Genomic DNA, 18,638 nt, shown 5'->3' with positions numbered 1-18,638 from the left:
GGGGGACACGACCATGGGCAGGACACCGCACGAGGCCGACGAGCCGCCGAGCCGGCCCGGGGAGTGGCCGGGCCCGTCCGCCGCCGCCCCCGAGCGGCACACCGCGGCCGTGGTAGCCGACCGGTTCGACCGGATCACGTGGCACGACACCTACGAGCAGTCGGCCGGACTGCGCGATCTCGCGGCGGAACTCACCGGGCGTCACCGCCATGCCACCGACCTCCTGACCGACGTGTTCCTGGCCGCCTACCAGGTCCGCCCGCGGTTGCGCGAGCGCGCGGAGATGGCCACCTCCCGGCTGGTCAACCACGAGGTCATCGCCTCACTCGTGGAGTCGCCCGAGTTCGCCGAGCTGCGCCGGGAGACGGCCGGCGATCCCTACGCCGCCGCCATGGCCGTGCTCGCCAAGGCCGCCGCGCTGCGCGGGATGCTGGACCGCTCCCGGGAGGCCCAGGAGCGGGCCGAACGGGCCGAACGGGCCGAACGGGCGGCGCGGGCCCAGCGGGACGCCGCCGACCTTGCCGAGGCCGCCGAGGCCGCCGCGCGGGCGCTGGCCGCGGCGGCCCCCGGCATCCGCGTCGCCGCGCGGAACGCGGCGGCGACGGCCGCCGAGGCCGTGCGGGAGGAGGCCGCGCTGATGCGGGCCTGGGGCGTCGCGCCTGGCGAACTGGAGCGGATGCCGTTCGACCGGCGCGCCCGGCTGGCCGAACGGCTGCGCACCGGCCGGCTCGCGCGGTGGGCCGAGCTGATCGGCCGTTTCCGGCAGATGGCCAGCGGCGAGCGGGCCCGCAGGGTCGAGAACGCCGCCAGGGAGCTCGTCGGCGTCACGCTCGGCGACGACCTCTCCCGCGTCATCCCCTCCGAGCTGGCCAACCTCGGCCTGCCCGAGCTGCGCGCGGTGTTCGCCGCCCGCTATGCCGCCGGGGAGCTGATGCTCTACGAGAGCCAGGGCGAGCTGACCCCCGGCCAGGGCGCCGTCATCGCGTGCGTGGACACCTCGCACTCCATGTACCAGGCGGGGCCCGGCGGCGTCAGCAGGGAGGCGTGGGCCAAGGCGTGCGCCCTGGCGCTGCTCGACCAGGCCCGGCACGCCAGGCGTGAGTTCGTCGGCATCCTGTTCTCCGCCGAGGACCAAATCCGGGTCTTCCGCTTCCCGGCCGGCCAGCCCGCCGGCATCGCGCGGGTCCTCGACTTCGCCGAGACCTTCCTCGGCGGCGGCACCAGCTACGAGACGCCGCTGACGGCGGCCGGCGAGCTGCTGGCCGCGGAGTTCGACGAGGCCGCCCGCACGCGCGGCGACATTGTGCTGATCACCGACGACGAGTGCGGCGTCACCGAGACCTGGATGCGCGGCTGGAACGACGCCAAGCGCCGGTTGGGCTTCCGCGTCTTCGGCGTGGCCGTCGGCGCCCCGCGCGCCGCCGCGGCCGACTCGGTCCTCGAGGCCCTGTGCGACAACCTGCGCTCCATCGAGGACCTCACCGACGTCCACGCCGCCGCCGACCTCTTCCGCGTGATCTGACCCGGCCGCCGGCGGGTGGGGAGGGGTCCCGGCGCGCGGCGGCTTCCATGGCCCGAGCGGACGGCCACCGGAAGGGGGGAGCGCCGATGTTGCCGGCGAGCGAGATCGGGCTGCGGTTGGGGGTGGCCGCGGCGGGCGTGGGCTCCGTGGTGCTGGCCGGCCACGCCGACGACCCCGTGACGGGGTCGCTCGCCGTCCTGTCCGCCGTGGTGTTCCTGGGGCCGCTCGTGGTGCTGCTGGTCGCGGACGTCCGGGAGTGGCGGGGCCACCGGGCGCCGGAACCCGATCCCACGGGCCGCCCCAGGGCGGCCGAGTGGATCTTCGTCGTGGTCTTCGACGGCGTCCTCGCCTGCTTCGGCTACGCGGGGGTCCTCGACCTGCGGCGGGGCGGCTCGGGCGAGCTCCTCGTCACCGCCCTGATGGTCGGCGTCGTGGTGCTGTTCCTCAACATCGAGTTCCTGGGGCGATGGTGGCGGCACCGTCGGACCCGGGGGTGAACCGGGCGAGGACGGGCGGCCGGCGTCACTCCGGCGTGAGGTCCTCCGGCGTGCCGTGGGCCAGCGTCGCCAGCGTGTCGAGGGCACCGGTCAGCACGTCGTGCGGTGGCGAACCCAGGGCCAGGCGCACCGCGTTGGGGGCGTGGGCAGGGTCGACGGTGAAGGCCGCGCCGGGGGCCATGGCGATGCCGTGGCGGGCCGCGGCGGCGACGAAGGTCTCGGCGCGCCAGGGCGCGGGCAGCTCCCACCAACAGTGGTAGGAGTGCGGGTCGGCGTGGACGGCGAGGCCGGCGAGCCGGTCGGCGACGAGCCGCTGGCGCTCGGCCGCGTCGGCCCGCTTGGCGGCCTCGATGGTGGCGGCCGTGCCGTCCGTCAGCCACTGGGTGGCCGCCTCGAGCGCGAAGCCGGACGCCGACCAGGCGCCGGAGCGCAGGGCGGCGGCGAAGCGCGGCGCGTCGCCCGGCGGGGCGACCAGGAAGCCCGCGGTCAGGCCGGGGGCCAGCCGCTTGGAGAGGCTGTCGACGACCACCGCACGCTCCGGCGCCAGGGCGGCCAGCGGCGGCAGGTCGGCGCGGAGGAAGCCGTAGACGGCGTCCTCGACCGCGTACAGGCCCGACCGCCGTAGGGCGGCGGCGAGTTCGGCGCGGCGTTCGGGCGGCATCGTGATGCCCAACGGGTTGTGCACGGCCGGTTGGAGGTACACCGCGCGCAGCGGGGGAGCGGCGGACAGCGCGTCGGGCCGCAGCCCGTGCTCGTCCATGGCGAGCGGCACCAGGGTGATGCCCAGCCGGGCCGCGATCCCCTTGACCAGCGGGTAGGTGAACCGCTCGACCCCGAGCCGTTCGCCGGTGGGCACGAGCGCGGCGAGCGCGGCGGCCAGGGCGCCACGGCCGCTGCCGGCGAACAGCAGCCGCTCGGGCTCCGGCGCCCAGCCGGCGCGGGACAGGTGCGCGGCGGCCGCCTCCCGCGCCCGGGCCGTGCCGGCCGCGGTGGTGGGCCTGAGGCCGGCGTCGAGCACGTCGGGCCGCGCCGTCCGGGCCAGGCCGGCGGCCAGCCGCGCCGCCTGGCCGGGCAGCACGGGGAAGTTGACCTCCAGGTCGACGCGGGCCGCGCCCGGCTCGGCCAGCGCCGGCTCGGGGGCCGGAGCGCCGGCCCTGACGAAGGTGCCCCGGCCGACCTCGCCCACGGCCAGCCCGCGCCGCACCAGCTCGCCGTAGACCCGGGCCGCGGTCGAGCCGGCGATGCCGTGCTGCCGCGCGAACCGCCGCTGCGGCGGCAACCGTTCGCCGGGGCGGAGCCGCCCGGCGGCGATGTCGGCGCCGATCCGGTCCGCGATCCGCCGGTAGTCCTCCATCGAAGACCGCCTCCGTTCCCCCGAAATTGCTCCGAGCGCATTCTGGATATTGCACTGAGATGATGCGGTGCATAGCATCGAGGCGTCAAGGCGCACGGAACGAAAGGACGCCGCGATGAGCAGCGAAGTCACCGTCAACGGCATCACCGTCGGCTACGAGGACACCGGCGCGTACCGCGCGGACCTCGCCCCGCTGGTGCTCGTCCATGGCCACCCCTTCGACCGGTCGATGTGGGCACCCCAGCTCGCGGCGGTCGCCGCGACCGGCCGCCGGGTGATCGCCCCCGACCTGCGCGGCTACGGCGAGAGCACGGTGGTGCCCGGCGTGGTCACACTCACCGACCACGCGCGGGACATCGCGGCGCTGCTCGACGCACTCGGCGTCAAGCGTCCCGTGCTCGGCGGGCTCTCCATGGGCGGGCAGATCGTCATGGAGTTCCAGCGGCTCTTCCCCGGACGCGCCGCGGGCCTGGTGCTCGCCGACACCTCGGCCGCCGCCGAGACCGAGGACGGGAAGACCTGGCGGCGCGCACTGGCCGACCGGCTGCTCGCCGAGGGCATGGACGGCTACGCCCACGAGGCGCTGCCCCGGATGATGGCGCCCTACAACGTCCAGGCGCTGCCCTCCGTCGCCGCCCACGTGCTGCGGATGATGCGCGGCACCCACCCCGAGGGCGCCGCGGCCGCCCTGCGCGGTCGGGCGCTGCGGCCCGACTACCGCGCCACCCTGGCCGGGGTGGCGGTGCCGACGCTGGTGCTGGTGGGCGCCGACGACGAGTTCACGCCGGTCATCGACGCGCAGGACATCAAGGTGCGGGTGGCGGGGGCGCGGCTCGCCGTCATCCCGGGCGCCGGCCACCTGCCCAACCTGGAGCGGCCGGCCGACGTCGACGCGGCCCTCGCCGACTTCCTCGCCACCCTGCCCACCCCGGTGGCGGCTCAGCCGTCCACCGGGAACTCGTAGACGAGCCGGAAGCGGCTCGCCGGGATGACCAGGTCCGCCGTCTCCACGGCCCGGTCCCCGGCGTAGTAGGTGCGCTGCAGGGCCTGGACCTGGGCGCCGGCCGCGAGGCCGAGCCGCTCGGCCTCCTCCGGGGTGGCGGCCCTGCCGGTCACCGACTCGGTGGCCCGGTCCACCGCCACCCCGATGTGCGCCATCCGCGCCACCACCCCGTGGCCGGCCAGCGGCCCGGCGTCCGGCAGCGCCACCGGCGTGCCCTCGGTCAGCGCCAGCGGCTCCCAGCTGGTGGAGAGCATGCCGGCCTCGCCGCCGGCCAGGAACGTGTACTCGCTGCGCACCACAGGCGCTTCCTGGTCGATGCCGAGCCGCTCGGCGATCTCGACCGGCGCCGGCAGCACGGCGGTGGAGTGGCTCGGGCTGCCGTCCGCCGCCCGCCCCGTGCCGTCGTCCGGCACGTAGAGGGTGCCGCCGAGGCGCTCGTCATACCAGGACCGCACGACGGCCCGCAGCGCGGTCGGCTCCCGGACGAGGACCCCGCTGCCCGCCCGCCCGTGCACCAGGCCCTCGGCATCAGGAGCCGCACCGCGGAGTTCGCCACGTTGGGACCCACGCCGTGCGCCTCGGCCAGGGCGGCCCTGCAGGGCAGGCGGGCGCCGGGCGGCAGCTCGCCCTCGACGATCCGACGGCGCAGCTCGGCGGCCACCCGCAGATAGGCCGGGGTCTCTGACACGGTGCGGCGGCTCCCGTCGCGGTCGGTCGATGTGACGAACGACATACCTTAGGGCCTGATGCAGCAGGCGTGTGCCGTACGGACGAGGCCAACTCGCGGTCCGGGCATCCTGTTCCCCGACCACCGAAAGCTGATGCAACAGGTTTCCGGTAAAAGGCGCGGGACTTTCGGAAGAATGTGCCGCCGCGTTTGTCCAGTGAATGGAACAGGCTTGACTGCGGGCCGTGCTCCCGGGCAGATTTCCCGATCACCGAGACCCGGTCGGGCGGTCCGGCCTTTCCCCATTGACCGGCCGCCCGACCGTCCCGACACCGCCGCTTTGACCGTGAAAGCACCATGCCCCATACAGCTGCCGTACCGGACGACGAAGTCCATCTCGTCGTCGGCAACGTCCGCGTGGGCTCTCCGTGCTGGAGCGCGTCGCGGCCCGCGTTGGCCCCGGCGGCTCGACCACCCGCGCATCGCGCTGGTCGAGCCGCATCCGCCGGGCGCCGGCAAGGTGTGGCGGCAGCGGCAGCGGCAGCGGCAGCCGGCCGAGCTGCTGACGAACACCATGACCGCCGACAACACCGTCTTCCCCGACGCCTCGGTGCGGCTCGACTCACCCGGCGAAACGGGTCGCCGACATTTCTCGAATGGCTGCGCCTGATAGCCGTGGAAGGCCATAGGATCCCGCATCGGCGGAGTTCGCGCGGCGTTCCGGTGAACGCGACTACGCGCCGCGCCGCGTCTACGGCGCATATCTCGCCGAGGCCCTGGAGACCGTGCGGGCCCGGCTTCCGTTCCGGGTGCTCGCCGATTCCGCCACCGACATAGCCGTCACCGCCGACGGGCGCTACCGCGTGCGCCCGGCCTCCGGCGGCCGGCTCACCGCCGCCGCCGTGGTCCTCGCCACCGGCCACCTCGACAGGCCGCCGGCCCCGCCCGCCGCCGAGGGCCAGGTCCTGCTGCCCGGCGGGCACCCCACCGACTACGACCTGGCCGCCGTAGCCCCCGGCGCCGAGGTGCTGCTGCGCGGCGGCGGGCTCAACGCCTACGACGTGCTGGCCCTGCTGACCGAGGGGCGCGGCGGCCGGTTAACGCCCGCCGGGTACCGGCCGAGCGGCCGGGAGCCCAGGATCTGGATCACCAGCCGGCGCGGCGTCCCGTTCCACGCCCGCGTCGACACCCCGGGCGCGCGTACCCCGGTCGCCCACCTGACGCCCGAGAGGGTCGCGGAGCTGGCCGCACGCCCCCGCCTCGACTTCCGGGCCGACGTCCTCCCGCTGCTCCACGCCGACCTCGAACTCGCCTGGTTCCGCCGGGTGTTCGCCGAGGACCGCGAGCTCGCCGCCGCCGACCTGCCCGCGCTGCGCACCGCCGCCACTGCCCCGTTCCGGCTCTTCCTCGACCGCCTCGCCGCCCCGCTCGCCGACCGCAGGTTCGCCCGGCCCAACGCGCTCACCGCCGACCTGGGCACCTCGCGGCTGGCCCAGGGCTGTACCGGCCAGCACACCCGGGTCGCCGTCGAGCGGCTGACCGGCCCGCCACCGCCGGTGCGGGCCCACGAGCCCCCGCCGATCGTGCCCCGCTGAGCCCCCTCGGTCGGCACCGATGAGTTCCGCCGCCCCCTCGGGTCTACCTCACCAGACGGCACGACACCGACCGGCGAGGGAGCCCGTCATGGACAAGATCACCACCTGCCTGTGGTTCGACGACCAGGCCGAGGAGGCCGCCGCCTTCTACACCGGAATCTTCCCCGACTCCCGTGTCGTGGAGGTCGCCCGCTACACCGAGGCCGGCCCCCGCGAGCCCGGCTCGGTCATGACCGTGACGTTCGAGCTGGCCGGCCGGCGCTTCGTCGGCCTCAACGGCGGCCCCGAGTTCACCTTCAGCGAGGCCATCTCGCTCCAGGTCGACTGCGCCGACCAGGCCGAGGTGGACGACCTGTGGGCCAGGCTCACGGCGGACGGCGGGGCGGAGGGGCCCTGCGGCTGGGTCAGGGACAAGTACGGCCTGTCCTGGCAGATCGTGCCGCGGCGGATGACGGAGCTGCTCTCCTCGCCGGACCGGGCCAGGGTCGCCGACGCCATGCGGGCCATGCTGGGCATGAAGAAGCTGGACATCGCGGCCCTGGAGGCGGCCTACGACGGCCGGTCCGCGTCTTGACCGGCCCGAGGGGTGCTTCTGGCGTTCTCGGCGGGAGTTAACTACCGTTCAGTACGGGACGGCGCCCGCCGGCACACTGCCGCGCCGACCAGGGCGGCGGGACGGGCGCGTCGCCTGGCCACCGGCCGGTCAGCACGAGACGGAAGGCGGATCGTGACCACCGAAGCGTATGTGTATGAGGCGATCCGCACGCCGCGTGGACGCGGCAAGGCCAACGGCTCGCTGCACGGCACCAAGCCGGTCGACCTGGTCACCGGGCTGATCGGCGAGCTGCTGCGCCGCCTTCCCGGCCTCGACCCGGCGGCCGTCGACGACGTGGTGCTCGGCGTGGTCAGCCCCGTCGGCGACCAGGGCTCCGACATCGCCAGGGTCGCCGCGCTGGCCGCCGGGCTGCCGGACACCGTGGCCGGGGTCCAGGAGAACCGCTTCTGCGCCTCCGGCCTCGAAGCGGTCAACCTGGCGGCGGCCAAGGTCCGTTCCGGCTGGGAGGAGCTGGTCGTCGCCGGCGGCGTCGAGTCGATGTCCCGGGTGCCGATCGGCTCGGACGGCGGCGCCTGGTTCGAGGACCCGATGACCAGCATGGCCATCGGCTACGTCCCGCAGGGCGTCGGCGCCGACCTGATCGCCACCCTCGACGGCTTCAGCCGCCGGGACGTCGACGAATACGCCGCCGAGTCCCAGGCCAGGGCCGCGGCGGCCTGGAAGGACGGCCGCTTCGACCGCTCCGTGGTGCCCGTGCTCGACCGGGCCGGCGTCCCCGTCCTGGAGCGCGACGAGCACCTGCGGCCCGGCACCACGGCCGAGAGCCTGGCCGCCCTCAAGCCGTCGTTCGCCGCCCTCGGCGAGGCCGGCGGCTTCGACGCCGTGGCGCTGCGGAAGTACCACTGGCTCGAGCGGATCGACCACGTCCACCACGCGGGCAACTCCTCGGGCATCGTCGACGGCGCCGCCCTCACCCTGATCGGCAGCCGGGCGGCCGGCGAGCGCTTCGGCATGACGCCGCGCGCCCGCGTCGTCTCGGCCGCCGTCTCGGGGTCCGAGCCCACCATCATGCTCACCGGCCCCGCCCCCGCCACCCGCAAGGCCCTCGCGCGGGCCGGGCTCACCATCGACGACATCGACCTGGTCGAGATCAACGAGGCGTTCGCCGCCGTCGTGCTCCGCTTCATGCGCGAGTTCGGCCTCGGCCCCGACCGGGTCAACGTCAACGGCGGCGCCATCGCGCTTGGCCACCCGCTGGGCGCCACCGGCGCGATGATCCTCGGCACCCTGCTCGACGAGCTGGAGCGGCGGGACCTGCGGCGCGGCCTCGTCACCCTGTGCGTCGGCGGCGGCATGGGCGTCGCCACCGTCGTCGAGCGCGTCTGACCACGGCGTCTCCGACCACAGCGTTTTCCGACCACCCGCCCAAGAGAGCAGGAGCCGCCCGCCATGGCCAGCGCCACCACCCCGGACCTCATCCGCTGGGAGCGGGACGCGGAGGGCGTCGTCACGCTCGTCCTCGACGCGCCGGGCCGCTCGGCCAACACCGTCGACGCCGCGTTCACCGCCGCCCTGGACCGGGCCGTCGACCGTCTGGAGCGGGAGCGCGACCACACCACCGGCGTCATCCTCACCTCCGCCAAGAAGACCTTCCTGGGCGGCGCCGACCTGCGCGAGCTGATCGCCGTCACCCGCGAGCGCGCCGCCGAGTTCCTCGCCGGCAACCTGGTGGCCAAGCGCACCCTACGCCGCCTCGAAACCCTGGGCCGCCCGGTGGTCGCCGCCCTGGGCGGCAGCGCGCTCGGCGGCGGCTACGAGCTGGCCCTGGCCTGCCACCACCGGATCGCGCTCGACGTGCCCGGCTCCGAGATCGGGCTGCCCGAGGTCACCCTCGGCCTGCTGCCCGGTGGCGGCGGGGTCACCCGCGCCGTGCGGCTGCTCGGCCTGGCCGGCGCGCTGCCCACTGTGCTGCTCGAAGGCCGCCGGCACACCCCGCGCGAGGCGCTCACCGCCGGCCTCGTCGACGAACTGGCCACCGACCCCGAGGAGTTGCTGGCCAAGGCCCGCGCCTTCGTCCGCGCCAACCCCGACGCGAGGCAGCCCTGGGACACCGAGGGACACCGGATCCCCGGCGGCGCCCCCGGCGATCGCGCACTAGCCCCCCGACTCATCGCCTTCCCGGCCCAGTTGGAGAAGCGGCTGCGCGGCGCCCCGTTCCCGGCGCCGCGCCTGCTGCTGGCCGCCGCGGTCGAGGGCGCCCAGGTCGACCTGGAGACCGCGCTGCTGGTCGAGGGCCGCTACCTCACCGAGCTGGTCACGGGCCAGACGTCGAAGAACATGATCCAGGGGCTCTTCCTCGACCCCCGCGCGGTCGCGGCCCGTCAGAGCGCCGCCGCCCGGCCGGCCCGGCCCGCCCGCCGGGTGGCCGTCGTCGGCGCCGGCGAGCCGGCCGCCGCGATCGTCCGGGCCTGCGCCGCCGCCGGCCTCGACATGGCGGCCGCCGACGCCCCCGAGGAACTGGCCGACCACGACGTCGTCATCGCGACCCTCCCGGACGAACCCGACCCCGACCACAAGGCGTTCCAGCGCGTGGCGGACGCCCTCTGGCCCGACGCCCTGCTGTGCGCCACCGGGCCGACCGTGCCCGTGGCCCGGCTCGCCGAGCGGGTGCGGCGCCCCGCCGACCTCCTCGGGCTGCGCTTCCCCGACCCCGCCGACCAGGCGCGTCTGGTGGAGATCGTGCGCGGCCCGGCCACCGGCGACGCGGCGCTGGCCCGCGCGCTCGACCTGGCCAGGTGGCTCGGCGTGACCCCGATCGTCGTCCACGGCGGTTCCTTCGTCTCCCGGGTCCTCGTCCGCTACCTCGCCGAGGGCGCGGCCATGGTCGGCGAGGGCGTCGCGCCCGCCAGCGTCGAACAGGCCGCCGCCCAGGCCGGCTACGAGACCGGGCCGCTGGCGCTGCTCGACGAGGTGTCGCTGCCGCTCGTCCGCCGCGTCCGCGACGGCGCGGCCCCGCACCCGGGGGACGCCGTCGTCGACCGGATGCTCGACGCCTTCGACCGCCCGGGCCGAGCCGCCGGGGCCGGCTTCCACGACTACGACGCGGAGGGCCGGCGCACCCGCCTCTGGCCGGGCCTGCGCGAACACTTCGCCAGCGCGGGCGCCGCCCCCGCCGACCCGGCCGAGCTCGGCGAGCGGTTGCTGTTCGCCGCCGCGATCGAGGCCGTGCGCTGCCTGGCCGACGGCGTGGTCGCCTCGGTCGCCGAGGCCAACGTCGGATCGCTGCTGGGGGCCGGCTTCCCCGGCTGGACCGGTGGCGCCCTCCAGTTCGCCAACGGCTACCCCGGCGGCCTGCCGGCCCTCGTCACCCGCGCGGACCGGCTGAGCGCGACCCACGGCGAACGGTTCGCCCCGCCACCCCTGTTGGCGGCGAAGGCGGGGCGCGGCGAGATTTTCAGCGATGGCTGAAGCGCGCCGGCTCGTTCCCAAGGCGACCTTGTCGCGTCCCGGGCTCCGGCGTACGGTCGGTCGCGATCGAGAACAGATGAGTTCGTAAGGCGCCGCAACCGGCCCCGGTGGGGAAGGGACGCTTGATGAACATCGACGAAGCCCGGGTGAGATTCCACCACTTGAGGAAGAGGAACGACGGGGTGTCGAGCGCGGAGCTCGACCGGATCTGGTCCTGTCTCGACACGGTGCCCGCCATGAACATCCTGGGCCGTTGGAAGGGGCAGGGGTTCGCCACCGGCCACGGCCTCTACCAGCGGCTCGCGGCCATCCGCTGGTTCGGCAAGACGTTCAACTCGGTCACCGACGCCAAGCCCCTCATCTGCTACGGCGAGAACGGCGAGCTGTTCTCCAACGTGGCGCTCGGCGGGGGCGAGGCCAGCCTGTGGAACATCGAGTTCCGCGGCGAGGTGACGGCCACCATGGTGTACGACGGCCGGCCGGACCTCGACCACTTCAAGCGGGTGGACGACACGACCCTGATGGGCATCATGAACGGCAAATCCGAGCTGGTCCTGCACAATGGCCAGCACTTCTACTTCCTGCTCGAACGAGTCTGACGCCATCCGAAGCTGTCCGAAGATTGCCTGAGGAGAGTCCGCGATGCGGATAACGGCCGCGGTGTCGAGGGCCGCGGAAGCCGGTTTCACCCTGGAGACGGTGGAACTCGACCCGCCGCGCGAGGACGAGATCCTGGTGCGGATCACGGCCGGCGGCCTCTGCCACACCGACCTCGCCATCAGATCGGCCATCACCCCGAAACAGGGCCCGGTGGTGCTCGGCCACGAGGGCGCCGGCGTCGTCGAGGAGGTCGGCGAGGCGGTCGCCGGGGTCAATCCCGGGGACCGGGTCGTCCTCAGTTACCGCAGCTGTCGCCGGTGCGGCCGGTGCCTGGCCGGCCGCCCGGCGTACTGCGAGGAGAGCATGCGGCTGAACAACTCGGGTCGGCGCGTGGACGGTTCGGCCACCATCCGGCAGGACGGCGTGCCGGTGGCAGGCTCGTTCTTCGGCCAGTCGAGCTTCGCCACGCACGCCCTGGCCTCGACCGACAACGTCGTGGTCGTCGCTCCGGACGCCGACCTGACCACCGTGGCCCCCCTCGGCTGCGGCTTCCAGACCGGCGCCGGCGCGGTGCTCAACGTGCTGCGCCCTGGCCCGGACGCCGGCTTCGTGGTCTACGGCGCGGGCGGCGTCGGCCTCTCCGCACTGCTCGCCGCGAAGGTCGCGGGCGCCGCGAGCCTGGTGGTGGTCGAGCCCGTCGCGGAGCGGCGGGCGTTGGCGGAACGCCTCGGCGCCACGGCCGTCATCGACCCGGCGGCGGGAGACGTGGTCGCCGCCGTCCGGGAGGCGACCGGCGGCGGCCCGACCCACGCGCTCGACACCACCGGCATCCCGGCCGTCGTCGCCGACGCGGCCCTCGCCCTGGCCCCCACCGGCACCCTGGTGGTGGTCGGCCTCGGCGAGGCCCAACTCACCCTGGACCTCCAGGACCTGATGCTCAACGGCAAGACGGTGCGCGGCTGCATAGAGGGCGACGCCGTGCCGCAGCGCTTCATCCCCGAACTCCTCGACCTGCACGCCGCCGGCCGGTTCCCCGTCGACGAGCTGATCACCACCTACTCCTTCAAGGACATCAACCAGGCGGTGGACGACCAGCGTTCAGGCCGGACGGTCAAGCCGGTCCTGGTGTGGTAACCGCACGGCTCGCGCCAGATGACCGAATGTGTGGAAAGTTCCGCCGATCGCCAACCTGCGCCCTGGAGTAGAGAGATACTGGGCGTCACCTGGCGGTTACTCATGGAACTCGGAGGCTCGGTCATGGACGCGCAGGGATTGATTCGCGGTATCCAGGCATCAGACCAAGGGAACGTCGGAATGGTCGAGCACTCCGAGATCGGTGTCCCGAACCTGGACAAGCTGGCGACGCTCGACCGGGCCGCGGTCGGGGTCATGTCCTGGAGTCTGCTGTCCATTCCCGGCCTGCTGCGCACGGCCGACTACGCCAGCACGGCCATCGTCGCGGCTCAGCCGTACCTGCCGCCCTACGAGGTGGAGTGGCGCACGCGCAAGCGGAGCAGGCGCAGCGTCGCCTTCGAAGACCGTCTGACGGCTGAGGCCGAGCGCGCACCAGGCGACGGCCTGACGTTGACCAGGGCGCACTCATCATCGGCGAGCGCGCTCTGCGCGATCCGCTCGCCGGATCCGGGCGTGGCGACGCCCGAGTGCATCGGGTCCAACTGGAGTGCGTGCTGGCGCTGATCGACAGGTGGCCGGACACGATTCGGGTCCAGGTCTGGCCTGACCACCTCGCGGCCCCGGGTCTCGACGACCACTGCCTGCTGTGGGAGTTGCCCGCGCTCGAAGGCGACGGGGAGCCGGTCATCCACCTCGTCGGCTATGTCGAGACCGTGCTTGGCGTGTTCTATTCGACCAGGTATGCGTATCTCTCTAGGGCGTTCGATGCCTTCACTGCCATGATGAACCGGGCGATGAGGTTCGACGAGAGCCGGAAGTGCATTGAGGACGTGGTGGCATGGAGCAGCTCGACTGGGTGAAGTCCTCCTACTCCGGGGACGACTGCGTGGAGGCGGCCCGCTCCGCCGTTGTCGCCGTCCGTGACACCAAGGACCGTTCCAGCGTGATCACCGTTCCCCCTGCGGCATGGCAGGCGTTCCTGGGCGCGGTCCGCACGGGAGACGAGCCGGCCTAGTGCCGTATCAGCAACGGTTGCCCCTGGCATGATCAGCAGCATGCGTGTTGATGCTCCGCTGGAGCCGCCGATGGATGGGAACGCATCAGGGCATACGGCGCGAGTGTCCGCTTACGCGACCGTGGGAGCACGGCTGTCCCTGTTCAGCGATCGGCAACTTGCGGACGCCGTGGCTGCCGCGCCTGGTCTGCGCTCCGGTATTGGCGGTAGGTCGGCGGAGATGGAAGTCGAGGGGAGACACGTCTTCGTTAAGCGGGTGCCACTGACGGACATCGAGTTGCAACCGGAGCACCTGCGGTCGACGGCGAACCTGTTCGAGCTTCCGCTCTTCTACCAGTACGGGGTGGGGTCGACGGGGTTCGGCGCCTGGCGTGAGTTGGCCGCTCACATCATGACCACAGGCTGGGTCCTGAAGAACGAGTACGCGGGTTTCCCTCTTCTGTATCACTGGCGGGTCTTGCCTGACTGCCCTCCTGCTGGCTTCGCCGACGAGTTCGGGGGCGTCGACGGGGCCGTCGCGCATTGGGACGGGTCACCAGCCGTGCGCCGTCGGCTAGTGGCCATCGGCCGGTCCGCCTTCAGTCTGGTGCTCTTCTTGGAGCATGTGCCTCAGACGCTCGCCAGCTGGCTCGGCGAAAAGCGTGATGCGACCCAGCCGGACACACCAGGCGCATCGTCCTATGGGTGGGTCGAGGATGAGCTACTGCGAGGGACGGAGTTCATGAGCGCGCACGGGCTGGTCCACTTCGACGCTCACTTCGCCAACCTGCTCACCGACGGCCAGCAGGTCTACTTCGCCGACTTTGGCCTTGCGTTGAGCCGCGAGTTCGAACTCTCCGCAGAGGAGGCCGACTTCCTCGCAGATCATCTTGTGTACGACCGCTGCTATGCACCGAGCCACCTGCTTCGCCATCATTTGCCAGACGGCGTCCGGGGCGGCAGCGAACACGGGGCCTTTCTGCGTGAGTGGGTGAAGGGGCGACGACCCGACGGTGTTCCATCCGACATCAGTGCGATCATCGACCGGCACGCCCAGCACTCCATCGTCCTGGACGACTTCCACCACCGACTCCTCACGCAGGGCAAGCGCACTCCGTTCCCCGCCGTGGAGGTCCGGCGGGCCCTCGCCAGCACGTTCGCTTCGGGGTAGCCCCGGCAGGCGTAGGGGTGTCTGCGAGTCATTCGGCGAGGGCGGCGACAGCTTCGCGTTCGTCGTCGGGGTCGGGTCGAGTCGTTCGAGCATGTGGTCGATGCCGTTCTTGACGGCCAGGAGCTGGCCCAGGGTGGACTTCGGGGAGGTAGAACGGGCGGCGTGCGCAGGCCAGACGGTGAGGGACCTGGCGAAGAAGTCGGCCTTCTTGTAGGCCGCGGTCGCGGTTCGAGACGGAGCGGAACAGGGGCCCGTCGAATCGGCCGAACAACGTGCGGCGCTCAGCGAGATGGGCCACGAACAGTTGGGACGACGGCCGTCTCCGTTGCCGGCGTCCCGCGGCTACGGCAGGGCCACGGCCAGTTTGCCCAGTGCGCCGTGGTTGAAGTCGGTGAGGGCCTGGGGCACCTCGGCCAGGGAGTAGGTGTGGGTGATGGGGACGCGGATCAGGCCGGAGGCGACGTCGGCGGCGAGGCGGTTGAGGGTGGCGATGCCGGGTGAGGCCGTGACCGCCGTGACGCCGAAGCCGCGGCCGGCGGCCTGTTCGGGGCCGAAGCCGAGCGTGGAGGCCATCCGGCCGCCGGCCATGACCAGTTCGGCGAGTTCCATGCCGTTGCCGGCGAAGTGCAGCGCCGCCGAGACGCCCTGGGGGGCGATGGCGCGCACCTGCGCCAGCAGGTCGCCGGCGTGGTCGACGATTCTGACCCGGTCGCCCGAGAGGCCCCGGACGAAGTCGGCCGGCGGTCCCGGCCTGGCCGTGGCGATCACCTCGGCGCCGGCGTCCAGCGCGTACTGGAGCGCGAACGCGCCCACGCCGCCGGTGGCTCCGGAGATGAGGACCACGTCGCCCGGCGCCGGGCCGATGGCCTCGATCGCGTCGAGCGCGGCCGTGCCGGCGAGGCCGAGTGCCCCCGCGTCCGTGGGGGTGACCCCCGCGGGGATCCGGCTCACCCCGAACGCCTCGGCGACCGTGACGTACTCGGCCAGCGATCCGGTGCCGGGGTAGGCGCCGGTCACCACCCCGAAGACGGCCTCGCCGACCGAGAAGCGCCCCACCCGCTCGCCCACGGCGACCACCGTGCCGGCGAAGTCCTTGCCGAGGACGAAGGGGAAGTCCGGGTCGGGGTGGGGGATCATGCCGCCGGCCAGGGCGGCGTCGTAGCCGTTGAGCGAGGCGGCGGCCACCCGCACCAGCAGCTCGCCGGCCGCCGGGGAGGGGTCGGGCAGCTCGGCCACCACCGGGGTGCCGGGGATCTCGTACATCGTCAGCGCGCGCATCGTCGTGGAGGTTAGGGGAAGGGGGCCGTGACATCACCGCACCACACAGTTCACGTCCGTGATGACCAGCCAATCGAGCTATTAACCGACGGGGAAGATAGGGTCTGGGAACCATGGAGTATCGACACCTTGGCCGGAGCGGCCTGCTGATCAGCGAGATCGCCTACGGCAACTGGCTCACCCACGGTTCCCAGGTCGAGGAGGAGGCGGCCACCGCCTGCGTCCGCGCGGCCCTCGACGCCGGGATCACCACCTTCGACACCGCCGACGTCTACGCCGAGACCCGCGCCGAGTCGGTGCTCGGCCGGGCGCTGAAGGGCGAGCGGCGCGAGGGTCTGGAGATCTTCACCAAGGTCTTCTGGCCGACCGGCCCCGGCCGCAACGACCGGGGCCTGTCGCGCAAGCACGTCATGGAGTCCATCAACAACTCGCTGCGCCGGCTGCAGACCGACTACGTCGACCTCTACCAGGCGCACCGCTACGACCGGTTCACCCCGCTCGAGGAGACGATGTCGGCGTTCGCCGACGTCGTGCACTCCGGCAAGGCGCACTACATCGGCGTCTCGGAGTGGCCGGCCGAGCAGATTCGTCGGGCCCACGCGCTGGCCACGGAGCTGCGCATTCCGCTGGTCTCCAGCCAGCCGCAGTACTCGATGCTGTGGCGGGTCATCGAGGGCGACGTCATCCCCACCTCGGAGGAGCTGGGCCTGGGGCAGATCGTGTGGTCGCCGATCGCCCAGGGCGTGCTGACCGGCAAGTACCTGCCGGGCCAGCAGCCGCCCGAGGGGTCGCGTGCCACCGATGCCAAGGGCGGCGCCAACATGATCAGCCGTTTCCTGCGGGACGAGGTGCTCGAGGCCGTGCAGCGGCTGCGTCCGTTGGCCGACGAGGCCGGGCTTTCGCTGGCGCAGCTCGCGGTGGCCTGGGTGCTGCAGAACCCCAACGTCTCGGCGGCGATCGTGGGCGCCTCCCGCCCCGAGCAGGTCGGCGAGAACGCCAAGGCGGCCGGCGTGAAGCTGGACGCGGACCTGCTTGACCGGATCGACGAGGTGATCCTTCCAGTGGCGGAGACCGACCGGTTCAAGGCCTACCAGAACGTGCCGGCGCAGCGTCCGTGACGCCGACCCTCCGGCGGGGGTGAGCGACCTCCGCCGGTCGGGTTCCGGCGCCCACACGGCGCCGGAACCCCGACCGGGCGGCTGGGCAGCGCGGCGACCCGGCTGCCCCGTCGCGTCCCGGTGCCGCCCTGGGGCCCCGGGGTGCGGGGCCGTGACGCTGGGCGGCTGCGCCCGCGTGGGCGCGACCAACCGCGGACGGCCCCGGTCGCCTGCCCGCGCTCCCAGCGGAGCGCTCAGGCCCCCGCGGCGTCGAGCCTGGCCAGCTGTTCCCGGCTCAACCTCACGTCGAGGGCTGGCAGCGCGGCGCGGTAGTGCTCGGTCGTGCGGGGGCCGACGAGGGGGATCACCGCCGGGTCGTCCTGGTGCAGCAGCCAGGCCAGCACCAGCTGGTTGCCCGTCACCCCGGCCTCCGCCGCCACATCGTCGACCGCCGCCAGCCTGGCGTCGGCGTCAGGCCCGGCGTAGGAGGCCATCATCCGGTGTTCGCGGCGCTTGGCCGGGTCGCCGTACATCCCCTTGAGGATGGGCGAGTAGGCGACGAGCCCGAGGTCCGGGTGGGCGCGCAGGTAGTCCAACTGCTCGACGTCCGCGATCGAGCGGGAGTCGAGGCCGGCCCTGGGCCGAAGGTACGAGTGCTGCTGCTGGAGGGCGACCGGCGCCGGCCAGCCGTGGCGCTCGCACAGCTGCCTGATCCGCTCCAGGCGCCAGGTTCGCACGTTGGACCAGCCGAGGTAGCGGACCTTGCCGGCCCGCACGATGCCGGCCAGGGCCTCCAGCGTCTCCTCGAGCGGCGTCGACAGGTCGTCGACGTGCACGTAGTACAGGTCGATGTGGTCGGTGCCGAGGCGGCGCAGGCTGTCGTCGACGGCCCGGCGCAGCGTCTCGGCTCCTGCGCCCTCGAAGCCGCCGTCGTGCGCGGCCTCCCAGATCGGCTCGTCGCCCTCGCCCCAGACCCGTGACAGGTCGGGCACCGCCGCCGCGCCCTTGGTGGCCAGGAACACCTTCTCGCGCCGCCCGCCGCCGCGCGCGAACCAGCGGCCGAGCAGCTCCTCGCTGTGCCCGCCGTGGCTGCCGCGGTCGTTCCACCAGGCGTAGCAGTTGGCGGTGTCAAGGAAGGTGCCGCCGGCCTCGAGGTAGTCGTCGAGCATCGCGAACGAGGTGGCCTCGTCCGTCAGGGTGCCCATGTTCATGCAGCCGAGCGCGAGCTGGCTGACCTGTTCGCCGGTGCGGCCGAGTTCCACGGTCTTCATAACGGCTCTCTCCCAAGACTCCGTCGCGGGTGTGACAACGCGTTCACGCTAGGAGTTGGAGCACACGCCAAGTCAACCCGTCAGGGCGCCGGCTGTCGCCAGGCGGCGACGAGCGTCAGCAGCCCGGGGAAGCGTGCCTCCAGATCGTCGACCCGGACGTGGCTGCGCCGTTCGAGCCCGTACTGCCGCTGCCGGATCAGGCCGGCCTCGCGCAGCGCGCGGAAGTGGTGGGTGAGCGAGGACTTGGGGCGGTCGATGCCGAACCAGCCGCAGGGGTGGTCGAAGGCCTCGGACTCCAGCAGCAGGGTGCGGACGATGCGCAGCCGCAGCGGGTCGCTGAGCGCGCCGAGCACGGTCTCGAGGCGCAGCTCGGCGCGGGCCGGCTCGGGCAGCGGGTCAGGGGCGCCGGCCGGCGCGGGGCGGGGCTCGGG

General features: G+C 73.5%; 18 protein-coding genes and 2 pseudogenes. 14 read left to right on the top strand and 6 right to left on the bottom strand.

The features are described 5' to 3' along the window. Window positions 1–13 precede the first annotated feature (13 nt). Together E1265_RS03665 and E1265_RS03660 are read left to right on the top strand one after the other, a co-directional pair. Window positions 14–1,522, top strand: coding sequence for a VWA domain-containing protein (locus tag E1265_RS03665; protein ID WP_132928740.1), 1,509 nt, complete (start codon window positions 14–16; stop codon window positions 1,520–1,522). Window positions 1,523–1,608: 86 nt separating this feature from the next. Continuing rightward, entirely contained in the window at window positions 1,609–2,019 is a 411-nt protein-coding gene (locus E1265_RS03660) for a hypothetical protein (protein ID WP_132928739.1), read from the top strand. A gap of 25 nt (window positions 2,020–2,044) precedes the next feature. Here the strand turns inward: E1265_RS03660 and E1265_RS03655 are convergent, their stop codons facing one another. After that, complete coding sequence (locus E1265_RS03655) at window positions 2,045–3,373, bottom strand: PLP-dependent aminotransferase family protein (protein WP_132928738.1); 1,329 nt, start codon at window positions 3,371–3,373, stop codon at window positions 2,045–2,047. Window positions 3,374–3,488: 115 nt separating this feature from the next. Here E1265_RS03655 and E1265_RS03650 point away from each other — a divergent pair, with 115 nt between their 5' ends. Continuing rightward, window positions 3,489–4,337, top strand: coding sequence for an alpha/beta fold hydrolase (locus E1265_RS03650; protein WP_132928737.1), 849 nt, complete (start codon window positions 3,489–3,491; stop codon window positions 4,335–4,337). Here E1265_RS03650 and E1265_RS03645 read toward each other — a convergent pair. Together E1265_RS03645 and E1265_RS38595 are read right to left on the bottom strand one after the other, a co-directional pair. Then, window positions 4,313–4,891: a UTRA domain-containing protein gene (locus tag E1265_RS03645; protein ID WP_243740510.1), complete on the bottom strand. Its 579-nt coding sequence runs from the start codon at window positions 4,889–4,891 to the stop codon at window positions 4,313–4,315. The two genes, E1265_RS03650 and E1265_RS03645, sit on opposite strands and share 25 nt — an antisense overlap. Window positions 4,892–4,965: 74 nt before the next feature. Next, window positions 4,966–5,109, bottom strand: a pseudogene (locus E1265_RS38595) (hypothetical protein); the annotation flags it as partial. 659 nt (window positions 5,110–5,768) lie between these two features. Here E1265_RS38595 and E1265_RS40190 point away from each other — a divergent pair. The 10 genes and pseudogenes from E1265_RS40190 to E1265_RS03590 form a co-directional block, all read left to right on the top strand. After that, window positions 5,769–6,638: pseudogene (locus E1265_RS40190) on the top strand (FAD/NAD(P)-binding protein); the annotation flags it as partial. Between the two features lie 88 nt (window positions 6,639–6,726). Next, a complete protein-coding gene (locus E1265_RS03630; protein ID WP_132928734.1) occupies window positions 6,727–7,212 on the top strand; it encodes a VOC family protein in 486 nt (161 codons plus the stop codon). Window positions 7,213–7,365: 153 nt separating this feature from the next. Continuing rightward, window positions 7,366–8,580, top strand: coding sequence for an acetyl-CoA C-acetyltransferase (locus E1265_RS03625; protein ID WP_132928733.1), 1,215 nt, complete (start codon window positions 7,366–7,368; stop codon window positions 8,578–8,580). 63 nt (window positions 8,581–8,643) lie between these two features. After that, window positions 8,644–10,662 (top strand): enoyl-CoA hydratase-related protein, encoded by a 2,019-nt coding sequence (locus E1265_RS03620; RefSeq protein WP_132928732.1) that lies wholly within the window; start codon window positions 8,644–8,646, stop codon window positions 10,660–10,662. 125 nt (window positions 10,663–10,787) lie between these two features. Beyond that, window positions 10,788–11,261, top strand: a complete 474-nt coding sequence (locus E1265_RS03615; protein WP_132928731.1) for a DUF4334 domain-containing protein — start codon at window positions 10,788–10,790, stop codon at window positions 11,259–11,261. Between the two features lie 43 nt (window positions 11,262–11,304). After that, entirely contained in the window at window positions 11,305–12,396 is a 1,092-nt protein-coding gene (locus E1265_RS03610) for an NAD(P)-dependent alcohol dehydrogenase (protein WP_132928730.1), read from the top strand. 123 nt (window positions 12,397–12,519) lie between these two features. Beyond that, window positions 12,520–12,960, top strand: a complete 441-nt coding sequence (locus E1265_RS03605) for a Scr1 family TA system antitoxin-like transcriptional regulator (RefSeq protein WP_132928729.1) — start codon at window positions 12,520–12,522, stop codon at window positions 12,958–12,960. Then, window positions 12,864–13,256 carry a Scr1 family TA system antitoxin-like transcriptional regulator gene (locus E1265_RS03600; RefSeq protein WP_347877150.1) on the top strand — a complete coding sequence of 131 codons (393 nt, stop codon included), beginning with the start codon at window positions 12,864–12,866 and terminating at the stop codon, window positions 13,254–13,256. The genes E1265_RS03605 and E1265_RS03600 overlap by 97 nt, the downstream gene beginning before the upstream one ends. Beyond that, window positions 13,235–13,411 (top strand): DUF397 domain-containing protein, encoded by a 177-nt coding sequence (locus E1265_RS03595; protein WP_132928727.1) that lies wholly within the window; start codon window positions 13,235–13,237, stop codon window positions 13,409–13,411. Before E1265_RS03600 ends, E1265_RS03595 begins: the two co-directional genes overlap by 22 nt. Window positions 13,412–13,481: 70 nt before the next feature. After that, window positions 13,482–14,561 carry a protein kinase family protein gene (locus E1265_RS03590; RefSeq protein ID WP_132928762.1) on the top strand — a complete coding sequence of 360 codons (1,080 nt, stop codon included), beginning with the start codon at window positions 13,482–13,484 and terminating at the stop codon, window positions 14,559–14,561. 342 nt (window positions 14,562–14,903) lie between these two features. Here E1265_RS03590 and E1265_RS03585 read toward each other — a convergent pair whose 3' ends face one another. Continuing rightward, the gene (locus E1265_RS03585; RefSeq protein ID WP_132928726.1) at window positions 14,904–15,839 is read right to left on the bottom strand and encodes an NADP-dependent oxidoreductase; all 936 of its coding nucleotides are present in this window, start codon (window positions 15,837–15,839) and stop codon (window positions 14,904–14,906) included. Between the two features lie 113 nt (window positions 15,840–15,952). Between E1265_RS03585 and E1265_RS03580 the strand changes: the two genes are divergently transcribed. Then, complete coding sequence (locus tag E1265_RS03580; RefSeq protein WP_132928725.1) at window positions 15,953–16,957, top strand: aldo/keto reductase family protein; 1,005 nt, start codon at window positions 15,953–15,955, stop codon at window positions 16,955–16,957. A gap of 233 nt (window positions 16,958–17,190) precedes the next feature. Here the strand turns inward: E1265_RS03580 and E1265_RS03575 are convergent, their stop codons facing one another. Together E1265_RS03575 and E1265_RS03570 are read right to left on the bottom strand one after the other, a co-directional pair. Then, a complete protein-coding gene (locus E1265_RS03575) occupies window positions 17,191–18,207 on the bottom strand; it encodes an aldo/keto reductase (RefSeq protein WP_132928724.1) in 1,017 nt (338 codons plus the stop codon). Window positions 18,208–18,287: 80 nt separating this feature from the next. Beyond that, window positions 18,288–18,638: helix-turn-helix domain-containing protein (locus tag E1265_RS03570; RefSeq protein ID WP_207930940.1), on the bottom strand; the 351-nt coding region annotated here is incomplete at its 5' end.

Origin of the sequence: Streptomyces sp. 8K308 (assembly GCF_004348315.1) — a bacterium.
GTDB lineage: Bacteria > Actinomycetota > Actinomycetes > Streptomycetales > Streptomycetaceae > Streptomyces.
This window is presented reverse-complemented; position numbering and strand designations above follow the sequence as displayed.